The following is a 14,734-nucleotide window of genomic DNA, read 5'->3' as shown; positions in this document are numbered from 1 at the left end:
CCCCTCGTCTGGGGCTCATCTGGGGTTTCAGAAGTCCAGATCGGCGTAGCTGTCCGGCGGCGTGAAGCCCGGCACCCGATCGCCGAGGAGCGGCCGGAAGGACGGGCGCGACTTCAGCAGCGCGTACCAATTCTTTGCCTGCTCGAACTCTTCCCACGGCACCTCGCCAAGATAATCCAGGGAGGAAAGATGGGCGGCCGCCGCGAGATCGGCGAAGCTCAGCGCCTCCCCGGCAAGCCAGCTTCTCGATTCCACGAGATGGCCGATATAGGCGAGATGGTAGCGCAAATTCTCCCGGCCCGCCCGCATCGCCTCCATGTCCGGCGAGGAGCTACGCGGCCCGAAGCTGCGGAACACCTTCTCGTCGAGGATGTAGGTGGTGACCTCGCCGTTGAACTTGCCGTGGAACCAGTCGATCAGCCGGCGCACCTCGGCCCGCTCGTCCGCGTCGCCCGGAAACAGCTGGAAGCTGTGGGGTTCACCCTCGGCGAGCTCGGTCTCCTGAAAATATTCGGAGATCGCATAGGCGCCGCAGATCGGAAAATCGTTCTCTGTGACAAAAACCGGTACTGACCCGGCCGGGTTCAGTCGGATAAAGTCCGGCCGCCATTCCCAAGGACGCTCTTCCTTCAGCTCGAAGGCGACGCCGCACTCCGCCAGCGCAAGGCGGATAGAGCGGGAAAACGGACAGAGGGGATAGTGTAGGAGTTTGGACATCGACCTATTCGGCGCCGTGGGGCCGCAAAAAGCATCGCGCGAGTCGGTCGCTCCGTATAGAACCTGCAGCCGGCCGTAACAAGGCGGCTAGAAGAGGGGGCTCATGTCGATCGAGCAGATCATCGTCCTTGCCGTCGTGCAGGGCATCACCGAATTCCTGCCGATTTCGTCCTCCGGCCATCTGGTCCTCATTCCATATCTCACGGGCTGGCCCGACCAGGGACAGTTCACCGATGTGATGGTCCATCTGGGCACGCTGCTCGCCATCCTGATCTATTTCTGGCGCGACGTCATGCGCCTGATTGGCGGCGCTTTCGAGCTTCTCAAGGGGAAGGTCACCGAGGAGGGCAAGCTGGCCGTCTTCATCGTCATTGCCACGATTCCCGCCGTGATCTTCGGCCTCTTTCTGAAGAAGTTCGGCTTCGCCGATCTCGACCGCAGCGTCGGCGTGGTGGCCTTTAACACGTTCTTCTACGGCATCGTCATGCTGGTTGCGGACATGGTCGGGAAGCAGGTGAAGACCATGCAGAGCATGACTTTGTTCCAAGCGGTGTTCATCGGCGTGGCCCAGGCGCTGGCCCTCATCCCGGGCACCAGCCGCTCCGGCGTCACCATGTCGGCGGCGCGGTTCTTAGGCTTCACCCGCACCGAATCGGCGAGATTCTCGTTCCTGCTGGGCATCCCGGCCATGCTCGGGGCCGGCGCGCTCACCCTGGGCGATGCGCTGGCCGCCGGCGACACGATCTCCGCCGACAGCTTCATCTGCGCGGGCCTCACCTTCTTTGCGGGCCTCGCCGCCATCGCCTTCCTGATGGCGCTGGTGAAGCGAGTCAGCTTCCTGCCCTTCGTGATCTACCGGATGGTGCTCTCGGGCTTCCTGGTGGTGCTGCTCTACACGTGAGCCGGGGGCCGCGGCGAAAACTCGCCCCGCGGCCGGAAGCGCTCCAGGTAATCAGGCACCACGGCCTGGATCGGCACCTCGGTGATACCAAGCCCTTCCAGGGTCCGGCCGGCCTCTTCCGCAGCCTCGCTGACGACGTTGTCGTCCCGCAGCATCCGGACCTGATCCGGCGTAAGCGGCGGGTTCGGCAGGAACTGAAGAACCTGGGCCTTCAGATTGGCGAGCCAGAAGGGCAGATTGACCAGCATCCGGTTCCGATCCGTATAGGCCAGCACCCGGCGCATGACGTCCTCCATGGTGAGGATCTCGGGCCCGCCGAGCTCGTAGATATGTCCGCCCCGCGCCCGGCCCTCGAGACCGGCGACCACCGCCTTCGCGACGTCGCCGACGAACACCGGCTGCAGCCGCGTCTTGCCACCGCCGATCAGCGGAAGGACCGGCGAAATCCGCGCCATGGCGGCGAAGCGGTTGAAGAAATCGTCTTCCGGTCCGAACACGATGGACGGGCGAAGGATCACAGCCTTCGGGAAATGCTTGAGGATCGCTGCTTCGCCGGCGGCCTTTGTGCGGCCATAGGCGGCTGGCGACTCCGGATCGGCGCCGATCGCCGAGATGTGCACCAATGTGGAGACACCGGCCTCGACCGCGGCCTTGGCAGCGTTCTCCGCCCCTTCGGCGTGGATGGCCTCGAAGGTCTGATTGCCGCTCGGCGCCAGGATCCCCGTCAGATTGACCACCGCGTCCGAGCCGGCGGCGGCGCGAACGAGCGTCTCGGGATAGCGCACATTGGCCTGGACGAAATTGATCTGGCCCACCCCGCCAAGCGGCTGGAGGTAGTTGGCCAGATGAGGCCGGCGCACCGCGACGAGCATCCGCGCGCCCGTCTTGGCGATGGCGCGCACGATATGGCGCCCGAGGAAGCCGGATCCGCCGAAAATCGTGACCCGGCTGTTTACGTTCAGATCGACCGCCATATTCGCCTCTCGACTCGCACGCTATTCACTCCCATCTAGCCAATTATATCAGGCAAGCTCCGGCCTCAAGCGCTCGATCCGATTGACAAGCGCGTGCGCCGATAATAGGCAGAGCCCCTTGGCCCAGGTGGCGGAATTGGTAGACGCGCTAGCTTCAGGTGCTAGTGCCCGAAAGGGCGTGGAAGTTCGAGTCTTCTCCTGGGCACCATTCTTCGGATTTTCGCCGGCAAATCGGCGTTCTGGCCGATCCGGACAAACCGGCAATCCAATACGAAGAGGGGATGATCGCCGATGACAGTGAAGCTGTATAAGGGCGATCTGCCGCCGGGTCTGTTCGATGGCGTGCCTCAAGTGGCCATCGACACCGAGACCCTCGGCCTCAACCCCATGCGCGACCGGCTCTGCCTGGTCCAGCTGTCATCCGGCGACGGCAATGCGCATTTGGTTCAGCTCAACGGCCAATACGACGCGCCGGAGCTGCGCCGCCTTCTCACCGATCAATCGGTTCTGAAGCTTTTCCATTTCGCCCGTTTCGATATGGCGGTCATGCAGCAATATCTGGGCGTCATGGCAGGCCCGGTCTACTGCACCAAGATCGCCTCCAAGCTGGCCCGCACCTACACCGACCGGCACGGCCTCAAGGATCTCTGCCGCGAGCTGCTGGGGGTCGAGATCTCCAAACAGCAGCAATCCTCCGATTGGGGCGCTGAGCAACTGACCCAGGAGCAGGTGCAATACGCTGCGGCGGATGTCCTCTACCTGCACGAGATCAAGCGGCGCCTCGACGCCATGCTGGCCCGCGAAGGGCGCACCGCCCTTGCCCAGGGTTGCTTTGCATTCCTGCCGATCCGCACGGCCTTGGACCTGTCGGGCTGGTACGATATGGACCCGTTCGCCCACTAGCGCAGGCCGAGATCGGCGACAAACCGCGTAGGACAAGCTGAGCGAAAGACGCTAAGCTGAAGTATAGGCACCGGAAGTTGCGGCCCTGCGCGAGCCTCGCGTCGCATTATCATCAAAATCGTCACGCTAGGTCGCCGCGAGCGGGTCATCCGACAGCGCTCAAGGAGCAAGCCCGCACTACATGACGACGGAGACTCTCAGAGGCCAGCGTGGCGATACGTTCCAGCTGCGCACCGAGGCGGAGCGGACGCGGGCCTTCGTCAAGGCGGAGCGCCATAGCCGGCTCGTGCGCATTCTGCGGATCGTGCTTCCCGTCGTGGCGATAGGGCTTCTCGCCAGCTATTTCATCTCCTCCAGTCTGAGCGTCACCGTCGGTGACGTCGAAGCCAGCATCAGCGGCATCGAGGTAACCGACGGCGCCTTGCGCATGACCAATCCTACCCTCAAGGGCGTCGACAAGGAGAACGGCGACTACGTCATCAGTGCAGCCTATGCGGACCAGAAGGTCGAGAATCCGAACCTGGTCGACCTCCACGAGATCAAGGCCGAGGTGAACAGCGGCAAGAACGGCTGGTCCCGCATGACCGCCCTGCGCGGCACCTTCGACAGCGAGAAGGAGCGCTTGGTGATGGAGGAGAAGATTCGTGTCCAGACCAGCTCCGGTATCACCGGCCAGCTTTCCCTGGCCGAGATCGACATGGCCAAGCAGGTGCTGCACTCCTCCAGGCCCGTGGTTTTCCAGATGGACAACAGGAGCACCATCCGCTCGAAGCGGCTGACCTTTCGCTCCGCCGATAAGGAGTTGGAATTCGCCGGCAATGTAAGGGTTCATCTCGTGCCGAAACCCCAAACGCCCGCCGGCGGAACTTCGGGCGCATCGCCGCCGGAATCGGGCGCCGGAGGCCCCGGCCAATGACGGCAAAGCGCTCCCTCAATGCGGCTCCGCCCTTGCGGCGCGCCATCGCCGTGGTGGGTGCACTGGCGGCCTTCATGACCATCTTCACGGCCGCGAGCGCCTTTCCCGCTTTCGCCCAGACCATCAAGGGCGGCGCGGTCGGCGCGAAACCCGGGGCTTTCAAGGGCCTTTCCAAGAATTCCAACGAGCCCATCGACATCACGTCGGAGCGGCTGACGGTCTACGATGCCAAGAAGGTCGCCGTGTTCACCGGAAAGGTGCGCGCGGTCCAGGGCGATACCACCCTCAGGACGACCGAGCTTCACGTGTTCTACAAGGGGTCGGCAAATCCCTTAGGCACCGCGCCCGATGCGGACCGCGTGGCCGATGCCGAAGGGCAGACGGCGCCGAGCCCGGAGGGTGGAGAGGGCGGCGGGGACGCGGCGCAGAACCCGGCCAGCCAGCTCACCAAGATCGAGGCGAAGGGCAACGTCGTCATCGTCAACGGGGAGAACCAGAGCAGCCGGGGCGACCATCTCCTCTACGACGTCGAGACCCAGCTGGTGACGATGACCGGAAACGTGCTCATCACGAGCGACAAGGACCAGACGACGAAGGGCGATACGGCCGTCTACGACATGACCAAGGAGACGGTCACGGTGCGCGGCGATGTGCTCCTGTCCAAGGGGAAGGAGCAATCGGCGCACAGCGACTGGGCCATCTACGACGTGCCCGGCGAGCTGGTAACCGTGGGTGGCAATGTGGTGTTAACCCAAGGCCAGAATGTGCTAAAGGGGAATAAGCTTGTCGTCGACCTCGCATCGGGCCAAAGCAGGTTTGAGAATACGGGCGATGCGTCCGCCAACAACCGCATTCGCGCCCTTTTCATGCCCAATGAAGGCGGCAAGGGAAAATCCTCGAAGGGCGATTCCGGGGAAGATGAAGACGGCGGGCCGATGCAGCTGATCCCGCGGAGCAATTGACGCACCTCCGCTATAGCCCATGCTAGATTGATAGGCTCACGCCAAGCGTCGTGTAAGATCTTGTCGTGTAAAAGTTCTGGCGCGGAAGACCCTGTCGCGGACAAGCATCACGAAACGGAAAGGTTAGTGGGCAAGTTGCTGTCGTTCCCAGACCAACGGCCGCTCTCTGACGAGGGCCCGAGCCCGAACCAGCCGCAGCAGGCTCGCCCGCAGCCGGGCCAGGCGCATGCCGGCCAGCCCCAAGCCGGCCATCCCCATGCCGGTCAGCCGCAGCCCCAACGGCCCCAGCCGCGTCAGGCGCCGGCTGGCAGTCTCTCCATCCGCGAAGTCACCAAGGCCTTCAAGAAGCGCCGCGTCGTGCGGGGCGTCAGCCTCGACATTCGCCGCGGCGAGGCCGTTGGCCTCCTAGGCCCCAACGGCGCGGGTAAGACCACCGTGTTCTACATGATCACGGGTTTGATCCCCGCCGATACCGGCACCATCACCATTGACGGCCGGGACGTCACGAAGCTGCCCATGTACCGCCGGGCCCGCCTGGGCATCGGCTATTTGCCGCAGGAGGCCTCGATTTTCCGTGGGCTGAATGTGGAAGAGAATATCCTGGCGGTTCTGGAAATGGTGGAACCGAATAAACGTGCGCGCCAGGAGCAGCTCGATGGTTTGCTGGAAGAGTTCCGCATCACCCATCTGCGCAAATCCGCCGCCCTCAGCCTCTCGGGCGGCGAGCGGCGCCGGGTCGAAATCGCGAGGGCCCTCGCGACCCGCCCCTCCTTCATGCTTCTCGACGAGCCCTTCGCGGGTATCGATCCGATCGCGGTTAACGATATCCGCGCACTTGTGCGGCATCTTACCCGGCGCGGCATCGGCGTTCTCATCACGGACCACAACGTCCGCGAGACGCTCGAGCTCATCGACCGCGCCTACATCATTTACGATGGCTCCGTTCTCACCCAAGGAACGGCCCACGAGGTCATCAACAATGAGGATGTCAGGCGCGTCTATCTGGGCGACCAGTTTAAGATCTGATCGGGCGATCCAGGGTGTATAGTATCGCTGATCGTGGAGTAGCTGTAAGTGTCGATCACCGCAAAGCTCGAACTTCGTCAGGCGCAGACCCTCGTCATGACGCCGCAGCTGCAGCAGGCCATCAAGCTGCTGCAACTGTCCAATCTCGAGCTGACCGAATTCGTCGACGGTGAGCTGGAGCGCAATCCCCTGCTGGAGCGCTCTCAGGAGGACGATACGAGCCCGGCCCAAGACAGCCAGGCCGAACGCGGTAGCACCGGCGATGCCTACGACGCCGACGGGTACGACGGTCATGACGGCCGCAAGGCCTCGGCCGAAGGCGATGCCGAAAGCGACGGCGAATGGCTCGACCTTCAGGCCAAGGACAGCACCGCCTCAAACGACAGCCTCGACGCCGATCCCGGCGACATTTTTCCCGACAATGAGGCGGCGGCACCCCTCGCTCAAAGCGATCCCGCCTGGAACGGTGCCGGTCTCGACATGGTGCGTGGACAGGGCCATGCGGAAGGCGACGCCCCCAATCTGGAGGCCTATGTCGCTCAGTCCGAAACCCTGCGCGAGCACCTCTCCGAACAGCTGAATCTCACGGTGACCGACCCGGTGCAGCGGGTGATCGGCCATCACCTCATCGATAGCGTGGACGAGACCGGCTATCTGCGGGCCGATCTGGAGGCGAGCGCCGAGCAGCTCGATGCGCCTCTCGAACTCATCGAAGAGACCCTTGAAGTGCTGCAGACTTTCGAGCCGTGCGGCGTGTTCGCCCGGGATCTGGGCGAATGCCTGGCTCTGCAGCTGAAGGAGCGCAACCGCTTCGATCCGGCCATGGCGGCCCTATTGGAGAATCTGGATCGGCTGGCGGCACACGATCTTCCGGCACTGCGCCGCCTCTGCAGCGTCTCCGACGAAGATCTCTGCGACATGATTCAGGAGGTGCGCCGCCTCGACCCCAAGCCGGGCCTCAGCTTCGGCTCGAGTCCAGCCCAGCCCATCGTCCCCGACGTCATGGTGCACCAGCTCCCCGACGGCAGCTGGCATGTCGAGCTGAATACCGAGACTTTGCCAAAGGTCCTCGTCAACCAGAGCTATTACGCGACGGTTTCGAAGGCCACGAAGCGGAAGCAGGACAAATCCTACCTGACCGAGTGCTTCCACACGGCCAATTGGCTGGTCAAAAGCCTGGACCAGCGGGCCCGCACAATTTTGAAAGTCGCCCAGGAGATTGTCCGCCAGCAGGACGGCTTCTTCACCTACGGCGTGCGCCATCTGCGGCCCTTGAACCTCAAGCAGGTGGCCGACGCCATCTCCATGCACGAATCGACCGTGAGCCGGGTGACCGCCAACAAGTACATGGCGACGAACCGCGGCCTCTTCGAGCTGAAATACTTCTTCACCTCTTCGGTGCCGGCCACGGCCAACGGCGACGCCCACTCGTCGGAATCGGTCCGTCACCGCATTAAGGAGATGATCGAGCTGGAACAGCCCCAAGATGTCCTTTCCGATGACAAGATCGTGGAGAAACTAAAGGACGACGCATCGATATCGCACGCCGGACGGTTGCCAAATACCGCGAATCCTTGCGGATACCGTCCTCCGTGCAGCGCCGCCGATTGAAGCGGATCGCGCTCAGCGCCACCGCTTGATGTTGGGCCCGGCTGCCTCGAAAGGAGCGGATACCGAGAGTTGCAGGCGGCCTTTTTATGCGTTTGACACTATAAGGAGGGGAGGCTAGCTTCCGCGCGCGATTGGGTTGGCTTGACCAGGGACACGCCCGGCGATGGTCCGGCGAAGAGAGCCCTCCGCTTAAATGCGGCATCCGCGGCGCATCTCATCATGATGCGATAGTCGGGTCCGGGCAGCCTCGCAAAAAGAAGATGACATTACAGATTACTGGCAAGAACCTCGATGTCGGGGATGCGATGCGGACCTATGTCCAGGACCGGATCGCGCAAATATTCGATAAGTATCTGGGCCGCGAGCCTTCCGGCCACGTCCGTATCGAGAAGGAGCACGGTCAGTTTCGTACGGCTTGCTCCGTCCATTTGTGGCAGGGCACGACCCTGGAAGCCCACGGCGATGCGGCCGATGCCCACCAGAGCGCAGACCTTGCCTGTGAACGGTTGGACAAGCGCCTAAGGCGCTATAAGCGGCGCCTGAAGGCCCATGGCGGCATGGACACGCTCCGCAATCCATGGCCTGCGGCGTCCTACGTTATCCAGTCGCCTCCGCAAGAGGATGATCTGGAAAACGAGGATGGCGATCCGGTTATCATTGCCGAATCGGAGACCGTCGTGCACGAAATGAGTGTGAGCGACGCTGTCATGCAAATGGACCTGTCCGATTACCCGGTGGTGGTATTTCGGAATGCTGGCAATAACGCCATAAACTTGGTCTATCGCCGTGCCGACGGAAATATCGGCTGGCTCGATCTCAAGGGCCTCGCCGGCGAAGACGCGTAGGAAACCGCCAAGGCGGCGGCATCGAGCGATTCTGATTTGGGTGGGTTTTCACCATGGAACTAGGCGACCTGATCGGCCCCGATGCTGTGGTGCCGGCGCTGAAGGTTAACGGCAAGAAGCAGCTCATCCAGGAGCTGGCGGCCCGCGGGGCCAAGCTGACGGGCCTGGAGGAGCGCGACATATTCGACGTGCTGCTTCAGCGCGAGCGGTTGGGCTCCACTGGCCTCGGCCAGGGGATCGCCATCCCCCATGGCAAGATCGCCGGCCTGAACCACATCGTGGGGCTGTTCGCACGCCTGGCCACGCCGCTGGACTTCGATGCGGCCGACGGCGAGCCCGTGGACCTCGTGTTCCTGCTGCTCGCGCCGGAAGGGGCGGGTGCCGATCACCTTAAGGCGCTGGCGAGGGTGTCGCGGGTTCTGCGCGACAACCACTCCCGCGAGAAGCTGCGCGGCGCCAAGGATCAATCGGCCCTTTACGCCATCCTGACGGAAGAGGCCGCCTCCAACGCAGCCTGACACCCGTTTGCGGACAAGACATACGAAAAGGCCCGATACGCATCGCGTACCGGGCCTTTTTTTGATTCTCGTGCCGGATCGCTCCGGCGATGTCGCGCGGTGTCGTTCTAGTGCAGGCTCACCGCGACGAGATCGTTTTCCATGACATTCGCAACGGCGGCATTCCAGCTATCGGTCAGCGCAAGCGGCGTTCCGTCCGCACCGAGCACGGCGTAGAGATCGATCCCCTCCGGCGCCTCGCGCAGCGCAGGGAAGAGCTTCTGGGCAATACCGGCGTCGAGCTGCTTGATGTAAGCCACCTCGCCGTCGCCCAGCATGGCCAACTCGCCCTCGCTGATGGGCAGAAACTGTTCGCGGTCTTCTTTTTCGTGCTCGTTCATTGCTCATCTCCTCGTGCAGAGGCTCTGCAGCGGGACTGTTTTGGAGAAGGATCGGCCACGGGTCAAATCGACGACTAATCCTGTCCGCCGGAAACGATTCCCACTTTCCTGACCGGTTCCGCTTTTCGCGGGCGGCGGAGCTCGACGGTTAAGAGACCGTTGTGTAGCTCAGCCTCGCAGACTTCGACGCCATGCGCCAGCCCGAAGCTCCGCTTGAATTGCCGGGCTGCGATTCCTCTGTGGAGATACTCCCGGGGAACGCTGTCCTCAGCTTCGCTCTGGCGCCCTTCGACCACCAGCTCTCCGCCCCCGGCGGTCACCTGGAGTTCCTCCCGCGAAAAGCCCGCGACAGCGAGCGTGATGCGCAAGGCTTCAGGACGGTCCGCCGTTTCCGGCACGAGCTCGATGTTAAAGGGAGGGTACCCGTCTGGTCGGGGATTGCCCCGGGGCGAAGATCTGCCTTGCGGGGAGGATTTGCCCTGGTCAGGCCGTCCGTCCCGGCTGGAGCCGAACCAGACTGCGCCTTGGAGATGCGTCATCCGCGACATCGACAAAAGCCCTTACCTCTAAGCGGCTTCAGACATCCCGGCTCGTTTTCGAAGCCCAACCGGCACCTCGAAAAGCGTCGCCCGGCCCTACCTATAGGCACCGGGCTTTACCGATGAGCGATATATGGGGAGCCTGCCAGCCCATTCAAGGCGGTAGCGGCGCCCCCGTGAGGCCGCAATTTCCGACCAGATTGCGCCCCATTGCACGACCCGGGGGATTTCAGATGTTACGTGACGAGATGGCCAAGCACGGCGCGATGCTTTTTCGCTACCGCTCCTTCCTGCCGTTCCTGCTGCTGCCGCTGGCCGCCTATTATTTCTATCAGTTCGTAGCCCGCGATCCCGGCGAGCTTACCGAATGGATCGTCCAGCATCTGGCCTTGGTCGTCAGCCTCTCCGGCCTTCTCCTGCGCGCCCTGACGGTAGGCTATACGCCCCCCAACACCTCGGGCCGGAACACCACCGAGCAGAAGGCCGACCGGCTGAACACCAAGGGCCCCTATGCCATTGTTCGCCACCCCCTCTACACCGCGAATTACCTGATCTTCCTCGGCTTCCTGATCGTTTTTCAGAGCCTGAGCTTCTTCCTCATCGGCACCCTGGCCTTCTTCCTCTACTACGAGCGCATCGCCGCAGCGGAAGAGACGTTCCTGGAAGGCAAGTTCGGCAAGCGGTACCGGCGGTGGGCCGCGCGCGTGCCGGCCTTCTTCCCCAACCCGTTCCTCTGGCGAACGCCGAGCCGGAGCTTCTCCTGGCGCAAGGTGTTTCGCCGCGAGACGCCGGGCTGGCTGCTCGTCGCGCTCTTCTTCAACTTCTTCGAGATCTTCGACGACGTCTTCATCGAGCGGGAGAGCCTCATGGGCTGGCTCCAGCGCGAGCCCGGCTGGCCGGCGCTTCTCGCCCTGGCGATCGGCCTCTATGTCGTCTCGAAGGTGCTGCGCAAGCGGACCAGCCTGCTGAATTCGATCTAACCGCCGCACCCTGGCGCTGGGAGAGTGCCAGGCGTCTGGAGTTTGGGCGTTGCGGCCGAGGACGGTGCAGAGATGGATCAGATTACGCTATCGGGCGGCACGGTTCATGGGCTGCCGGCCGATTTCGAGGACGCCCTGCGATCGAACGAAAGCGCGTTGGCGACGTGGGAGGACATCACGCCTCTCGCCCGCAACGAATGGATCTGCTGGATCGAGTCCGCGAAGAAGCAGGTGACGCGGCAAAAACGCATCGCCTGGGGGTGTGAGAACCTGCAGGACGGTAAGCGCCGTCCATGCTGCTGGCCCGGCTGCCCCCACCGCTGATCATTCCCACAGCATGTACTGGAAAATCGAGAGCTCTGGCTCTCGCAAGGGCGACTGCCCGCCGGCCGGCCAGGCCGCCCATCGGAGCGCGCGCGTAGCGCGCTAACGTGAGGTCGTGAAAACGGACGCAAAGCGTCCGCAAGCCCGACCGGGCGTCGCGCGGTTCGCGCGCCCTCGCGGAGCGGATCAGCGTGAGCGATAAAGAGAGATGGTGGAGCCAGGCGGGATCGAACCGCCGACCTCGTGAATGCCATTCACGCGCTCTCCCAACTGAGCTATGGCCCCATCTTGGCGTGAGACTCGCCGTTTCCGAGCGTCCGCGAGACCGCAGGCTTGAGGCGAGACCGATCAAGTAAATGAGCGGGCCGACAAACGCAAGCCCATGCATCGCTCGATCGCTTTCGAATCAAATTTTTTAGTGAACGTCAGGTGTCGTCGTCGTCGTCCTTCGAGCCGCCGATGAAGCTGCTCACACCTTCTTCGTCGTCTTCGTCGTCTTCGAGGAAAGCATCCTCGTCGTCGCTGTCGTCGGGGATATCCGTATCGTCGTCTCCGAGATCGATATTCTCGTCATCGTCGGAATCGTCGTTATCGTTTTCCCGCGCATCCTCGAGGCTGATGACGTCGGCGTCTTCCTCGACGACTTCGACATCTTCCTCTTCGGGCTTGGCTTTCGCCTTGGGTTTTGGCGCTTCGGCCGCGGGGGCCGCTTTGCTACGGCGCCCGGAAGGTGCTTGATAGGCAGCCTGGCAAACGGGGCAGGTGATTGGCGACTTATTCAGGTCGTAAAATTTTGCCCCGCAGCTGGGGCAAACACGCTTGGTTCCCCGGGCGGATGTGGACATTTGGACCCCTCGTGTTCCATCAACCCAATTTTTCACCCCATTGCCACGGCTTTTGAGTGCTGTCAAAAGCTAATGGTCGAGTCGCAACATCATCGAATTTGCCAATGTCACAACCTCTGACCGCACGCCGTTCCGAGGGCCTCACTGGTCGTCTCAAAGTTCCCGGCGATAAGTCGATTTCCCACCGTGCCCTCATCCTCGGCGCGCTTGCCACGGGGCGTACCCAGATTACCGGTCTGCTGGAGGCCGAGGATATTCTGGCGACCGCGAGAGCCGTCGCGGCGCTCGGCGCCGACGTCATGAAGGACGGCGACCGCTACACGGTCATCGGCCGTGGTGTCGGCGGGCTGAAGCAGCCCGATGGACCTCTCGATTTCGGCAATTCCGGCACCGGCGCGCGCCTCATGATGGGCGTCGTCGCGGGCCATGCCATGACCGTGGAGTTCACCGGTGACGAGTCCCTGTGCCGCAGGCCCATGGCCCGCGTGCTCACCCCGCTTCAGGAAATGGGGCTGGAGGTCGAGGGCGAGGGCACGACCCTGCCGCTCACCTTGCGCGGCACCCAGGATCTTATCCCGTTGCGCTACGAGCTTCCTGTGGCCTCCGCCCAGGTGAAGTCGGCCATCCTGCTGGCAGGGCTTCATGCTCCGGGCCGGACCAGCGTCATCGAGGCCATGCCGACGCGCGACCATACCGAGCGCATGCTGCGCTATTTCGGCGCCGAGATTTCCGTCGAGGATCGCGAGGGCGGCGGCAATATCGTCACCGTTTGCGGTGATGCGGAGCTGACCGGGGCGAGCGTCTACGTCCCGTCGGATCCGAGCTCGGCCGCTTTCCTGCTCGCCGCAGCCCTCATCGCCCCCAATTCCGAGGTGACCGTGGAAGGGGTTCTCATGAGCCCCACCCGTACCGGCTTCCTGGAGACCGCCCGGGAGATGGGCGCGGATATCGAGATCCTCGATCAGCACGAGGCGAGCGGCGAGACCATCGCCAATGTGAGGGCGCGCACCAGCAACCTGAAGGGCGTCACCGTTCCCGCCGCCCGCGCGCCCAGCATGATCGACGAATATCCCGTGCTTGCCATGCTGGCGGCCTTCGCCGAGGGCGAGACGCGTATGCAGGGTTTGGCGGAGCTGAAGTTGAAGGAGAGCGATCGGCTGGCCGCTACAGCCGCCGGCTTGAGCGCCTGCGGTGTCGAGGCCGAGGTCGATGGCGACGATCTGATCGTTCGCGGCAATGGGGGCGCCGTCGAGGGCGGCGCCATGATCACGACCCACATGGATCACCGCATAGCCATGTCGTTCCTGGTCCTGGGGCTGGCGGCGGCGGAACCGGTAACCGTCGACGACGGCAGCATGATTGCCACCAGCTTTCCGGGCTTCGTGGAGCTGCTTTCGGGTATGGGCGCCGAGATCGGTTAGGGTTGGGCGTTGCGGCGCGACTGTCGCTTGGAACGAAGAGAACCGTCATGATGATCATCGCCGTCGACGGGCCGGCCGCGAGCGGCAAGGGGACCTTGAGCAAGCGCGTCGCGCACCATTACGCCCTGGCCTATCTCGACACCGGATCCTTGTACCGCGCCGTGGCCCGCGACACCGTCATCGCCGGCGGCGATCCCCGCGATGAAGCTGCCGCGGTGGCCGCCGCGGAGAAGCTCGATCCCAAGACGTTTGAGGATCCCGGCCTGCGTGCGCGAGGCGTGGGGGAGGCGGCGTCGATCGTTGCGGCCCACGCACAAGTCCGGGCCGCCTTGCTGGCCTACCAGCGGGCCTTCGCGGCCCAGCCCTCCGGAGCCGTCATCGACGGCCGCGATATCGGCACGGTCATCTGCCCCAACGCCACCGTGAAGCTCTTCGTCACAGCGACGCCGGAAGAGCGTGCCCGCCGCCGCTATCTGCAGCTTGCCGAGGGCAGCATCCCTGTCACCGAGGACGAGGTCCTGGCCGATATCCGCAAGCGGGACGAGAGGGACAAGGGAAGAGAGGCCGCGCCGCTCGTCAAAGCTGAAGACGCGCACTTGCTCGACACCACGAATTTGAGTATAGACGCGGCGTTCAAGGCTGCCATCGATCTAATCGATGCCGCTCTGGGCCGCAGCGGGTCCGCCTCCTAACCGGCGCATCCCTCCGCAGCCCCCTATTTCGCCTTTCCGCCACTAAAATCTCGCGGCCGGACGAACAGGCGCAACGCAGCCCGAACAGAGCTATCAGGAGGCATGGCGACGGCGATCGAGCGCGGGGCCTCCCGGTATTTGAATGCAATCTGGACGATTGGAAACGATCGGACGAGGACG

At 63.4% G+C, this 14,734-nt stretch carries 16 protein-coding genes, 2 tRNA genes and 1 pseudogene; 13 read left to right on the top strand and 6 right to left on the bottom strand.

What is annotated here, in order from left to right:
• Positions 1-27 precede the first annotated feature (27 nt).
• Positions 28-717, bottom strand: coding sequence for a glutathione S-transferase family protein (locus A7A08_RS04650; protein ID WP_069094375.1), 690 nt, complete (start codon positions 715-717; stop codon positions 28-30).
• 103 nt (positions 718-820) lie between these two features.
• Between A7A08_RS04650 and A7A08_RS04645 the strand changes: the two genes are divergently transcribed.
• A complete protein-coding gene (locus A7A08_RS04645; protein WP_069094374.1) occupies positions 821-1,618 on the top strand; it encodes an undecaprenyl-diphosphate phosphatase in 798 nt (265 codons plus the stop codon).
• Here the strand turns inward: A7A08_RS04645 and A7A08_RS04640 are convergent.
• Positions 1,609-2,592 carry a complex I NDUFA9 subunit family protein gene (locus tag A7A08_RS04640; protein WP_069094373.1) on the bottom strand — a complete coding sequence of 328 codons (984 nt, stop codon included), beginning with the start codon at positions 2,590-2,592 and terminating at the stop codon, positions 1,609-1,611. The genes A7A08_RS04645 and A7A08_RS04640 overlap by 10 nt on opposite strands.
• A gap of 121 nt (positions 2,593-2,713) precedes the next feature.
• On the opposite strand from A7A08_RS04640, the gene A7A08_RS04635 reads away from it, so the two are divergent.
• The 8 genes and pseudogenes from A7A08_RS04635 to ptsN all read left to right on the top strand — a co-directional run bounded on the left by A7A08_RS04635 (position 2,714) and on the right by ptsN (position 9,373).
• A tRNA-Leu gene (locus A7A08_RS04635) sits at positions 2,714-2,800 on the top strand.
• Between the two features lie 83 nt (positions 2,801-2,883).
• Positions 2,884-3,495, top strand: a complete 612-nt coding sequence (locus tag A7A08_RS04630; RefSeq protein WP_069094372.1) for a ribonuclease D — start codon at positions 2,884-2,886, stop codon at positions 3,493-3,495.
• 181 nt (positions 3,496-3,676) lie between these two features.
• Complete coding sequence (gene lptC / locus A7A08_RS04625; RefSeq protein ID WP_069094371.1) at positions 3,677-4,411, top strand: LPS export ABC transporter periplasmic protein LptC; 735 nt, start codon at positions 3,677-3,679, stop codon at positions 4,409-4,411.
• Positions 4,408-5,373 carry an LptA/OstA family protein gene (locus tag A7A08_RS04620; protein WP_069094370.1) on the top strand — a complete coding sequence of 322 codons (966 nt, stop codon included), beginning with the start codon at positions 4,408-4,410 and terminating at the stop codon, positions 5,371-5,373. The genes lptC and A7A08_RS04620 overlap by 4 nt, the downstream gene beginning before the upstream one ends.
• 126 nt (positions 5,374-5,499) lie before the next feature.
• Positions 5,500-6,399: an LPS export ABC transporter ATP-binding protein gene (gene lptB / locus A7A08_RS04615; protein WP_083226458.1), complete on the top strand. Its 900-nt coding sequence runs from the start codon at positions 5,500-5,502 to the stop codon at positions 6,397-6,399.
• 48 nt (positions 6,400-6,447) lie between these two features.
• Positions 6,448-8,039: pseudogene (gene rpoN, locus A7A08_RS04610) on the top strand (RNA polymerase factor sigma-54).
• 231 nt (positions 8,040-8,270) lie between these two features.
• Complete coding sequence (hpf, locus tag A7A08_RS04605; protein WP_069094369.1) at positions 8,271-8,855, top strand: ribosome hibernation-promoting factor, HPF/YfiA family; 585 nt, start codon at positions 8,271-8,273, stop codon at positions 8,853-8,855.
• Positions 8,856-8,908: 53 nt separating this feature from the next.
• Positions 8,909-9,373: a PTS IIA-like nitrogen regulatory protein PtsN gene (ptsN, locus tag A7A08_RS04600; protein ID WP_069094368.1), complete on the top strand. Its 465-nt coding sequence runs from the start codon at positions 8,909-8,911 to the stop codon at positions 9,371-9,373.
• A gap of 107 nt (positions 9,374-9,480) precedes the next feature.
• Here ptsN and A7A08_RS04595 read toward each other — a convergent pair whose 3' ends face one another.
• A complete protein-coding gene (locus A7A08_RS04595; RefSeq protein WP_069094367.1) occupies positions 9,481-9,753 on the bottom strand; it encodes a BQ00720 family protein in 273 nt (90 codons plus the stop codon).
• Positions 9,754-9,827: 74 nt separating this feature from the next.
• Positions 9,828-10,292: an Hsp20 family protein gene (locus A7A08_RS17095; RefSeq protein WP_141693871.1), complete on the bottom strand. Its 465-nt coding sequence runs from the start codon at positions 10,290-10,292 to the stop codon at positions 9,828-9,830.
• A gap of 233 nt (positions 10,293-10,525) precedes the next feature.
• On the opposite strand from A7A08_RS17095, the gene A7A08_RS04585 reads away from it, so the two are divergent.
• Together A7A08_RS04585 and A7A08_RS04580 are read left to right on the top strand one after the other, a co-directional pair.
• Positions 10,526-11,272: a methyltransferase family protein gene (locus tag A7A08_RS04585; RefSeq protein ID WP_069094366.1), complete on the top strand. Its 747-nt coding sequence runs from the start codon at positions 10,526-10,528 to the stop codon at positions 11,270-11,272.
• 72 nt (positions 11,273-11,344) lie between these two features.
• Positions 11,345-11,596, top strand: coding sequence for a YdeI/OmpD-associated family protein (locus A7A08_RS04580; protein ID WP_069094661.1), 252 nt, complete (start codon positions 11,345-11,347; stop codon positions 11,594-11,596).
• 209 nt (positions 11,597-11,805) lie between these two features.
• Here the strand turns inward: A7A08_RS04580 and A7A08_RS04575 are convergent.
• Both A7A08_RS04575 and A7A08_RS04570 read right to left on the bottom strand, forming a co-directional pair.
• A tRNA-Ala gene (locus tag A7A08_RS04575) sits at positions 11,806-11,881 on the bottom strand.
• 140 nt (positions 11,882-12,021) lie between these two features.
• Positions 12,022-12,441 (bottom strand): TIGR02300 family protein, encoded by a 420-nt coding sequence (locus tag A7A08_RS04570; protein WP_069094365.1) that lies wholly within the window; start codon positions 12,439-12,441, stop codon positions 12,022-12,024.
• Between the two features lie 104 nt (positions 12,442-12,545).
• Between A7A08_RS04570 and aroA the strand changes: the two genes are divergently transcribed.
• Together aroA and cmk are read left to right on the top strand one after the other, a co-directional pair.
• Positions 12,546-13,862, top strand: coding sequence for a 3-phosphoshikimate 1-carboxyvinyltransferase (aroA, locus tag A7A08_RS04565; RefSeq protein ID WP_069094364.1), 1,317 nt, complete (start codon positions 12,546-12,548; stop codon positions 13,860-13,862).
• Positions 13,863-13,912: 50 nt separating this feature from the next.
• Positions 13,913-14,554: a (d)CMP kinase gene (cmk, locus tag A7A08_RS04560; RefSeq protein WP_069094660.1), complete on the top strand. Its 642-nt coding sequence runs from the start codon at positions 13,913-13,915 to the stop codon at positions 14,552-14,554.
• The last annotated feature ends 180 nt before the right edge of the window (positions 14,555-14,734 follow it).

Origin of the sequence: Methyloligella halotolerans, from assembly GCF_001708935.1 — a bacterium.
In the GTDB taxonomy this organism is placed as follows: domain Bacteria; phylum Pseudomonadota; class Alphaproteobacteria; order Rhizobiales; family Methyloligellaceae; genus Methyloligella; species Methyloligella halotolerans.
This window is presented reverse-complemented; position numbering and strand designations above follow the sequence as displayed.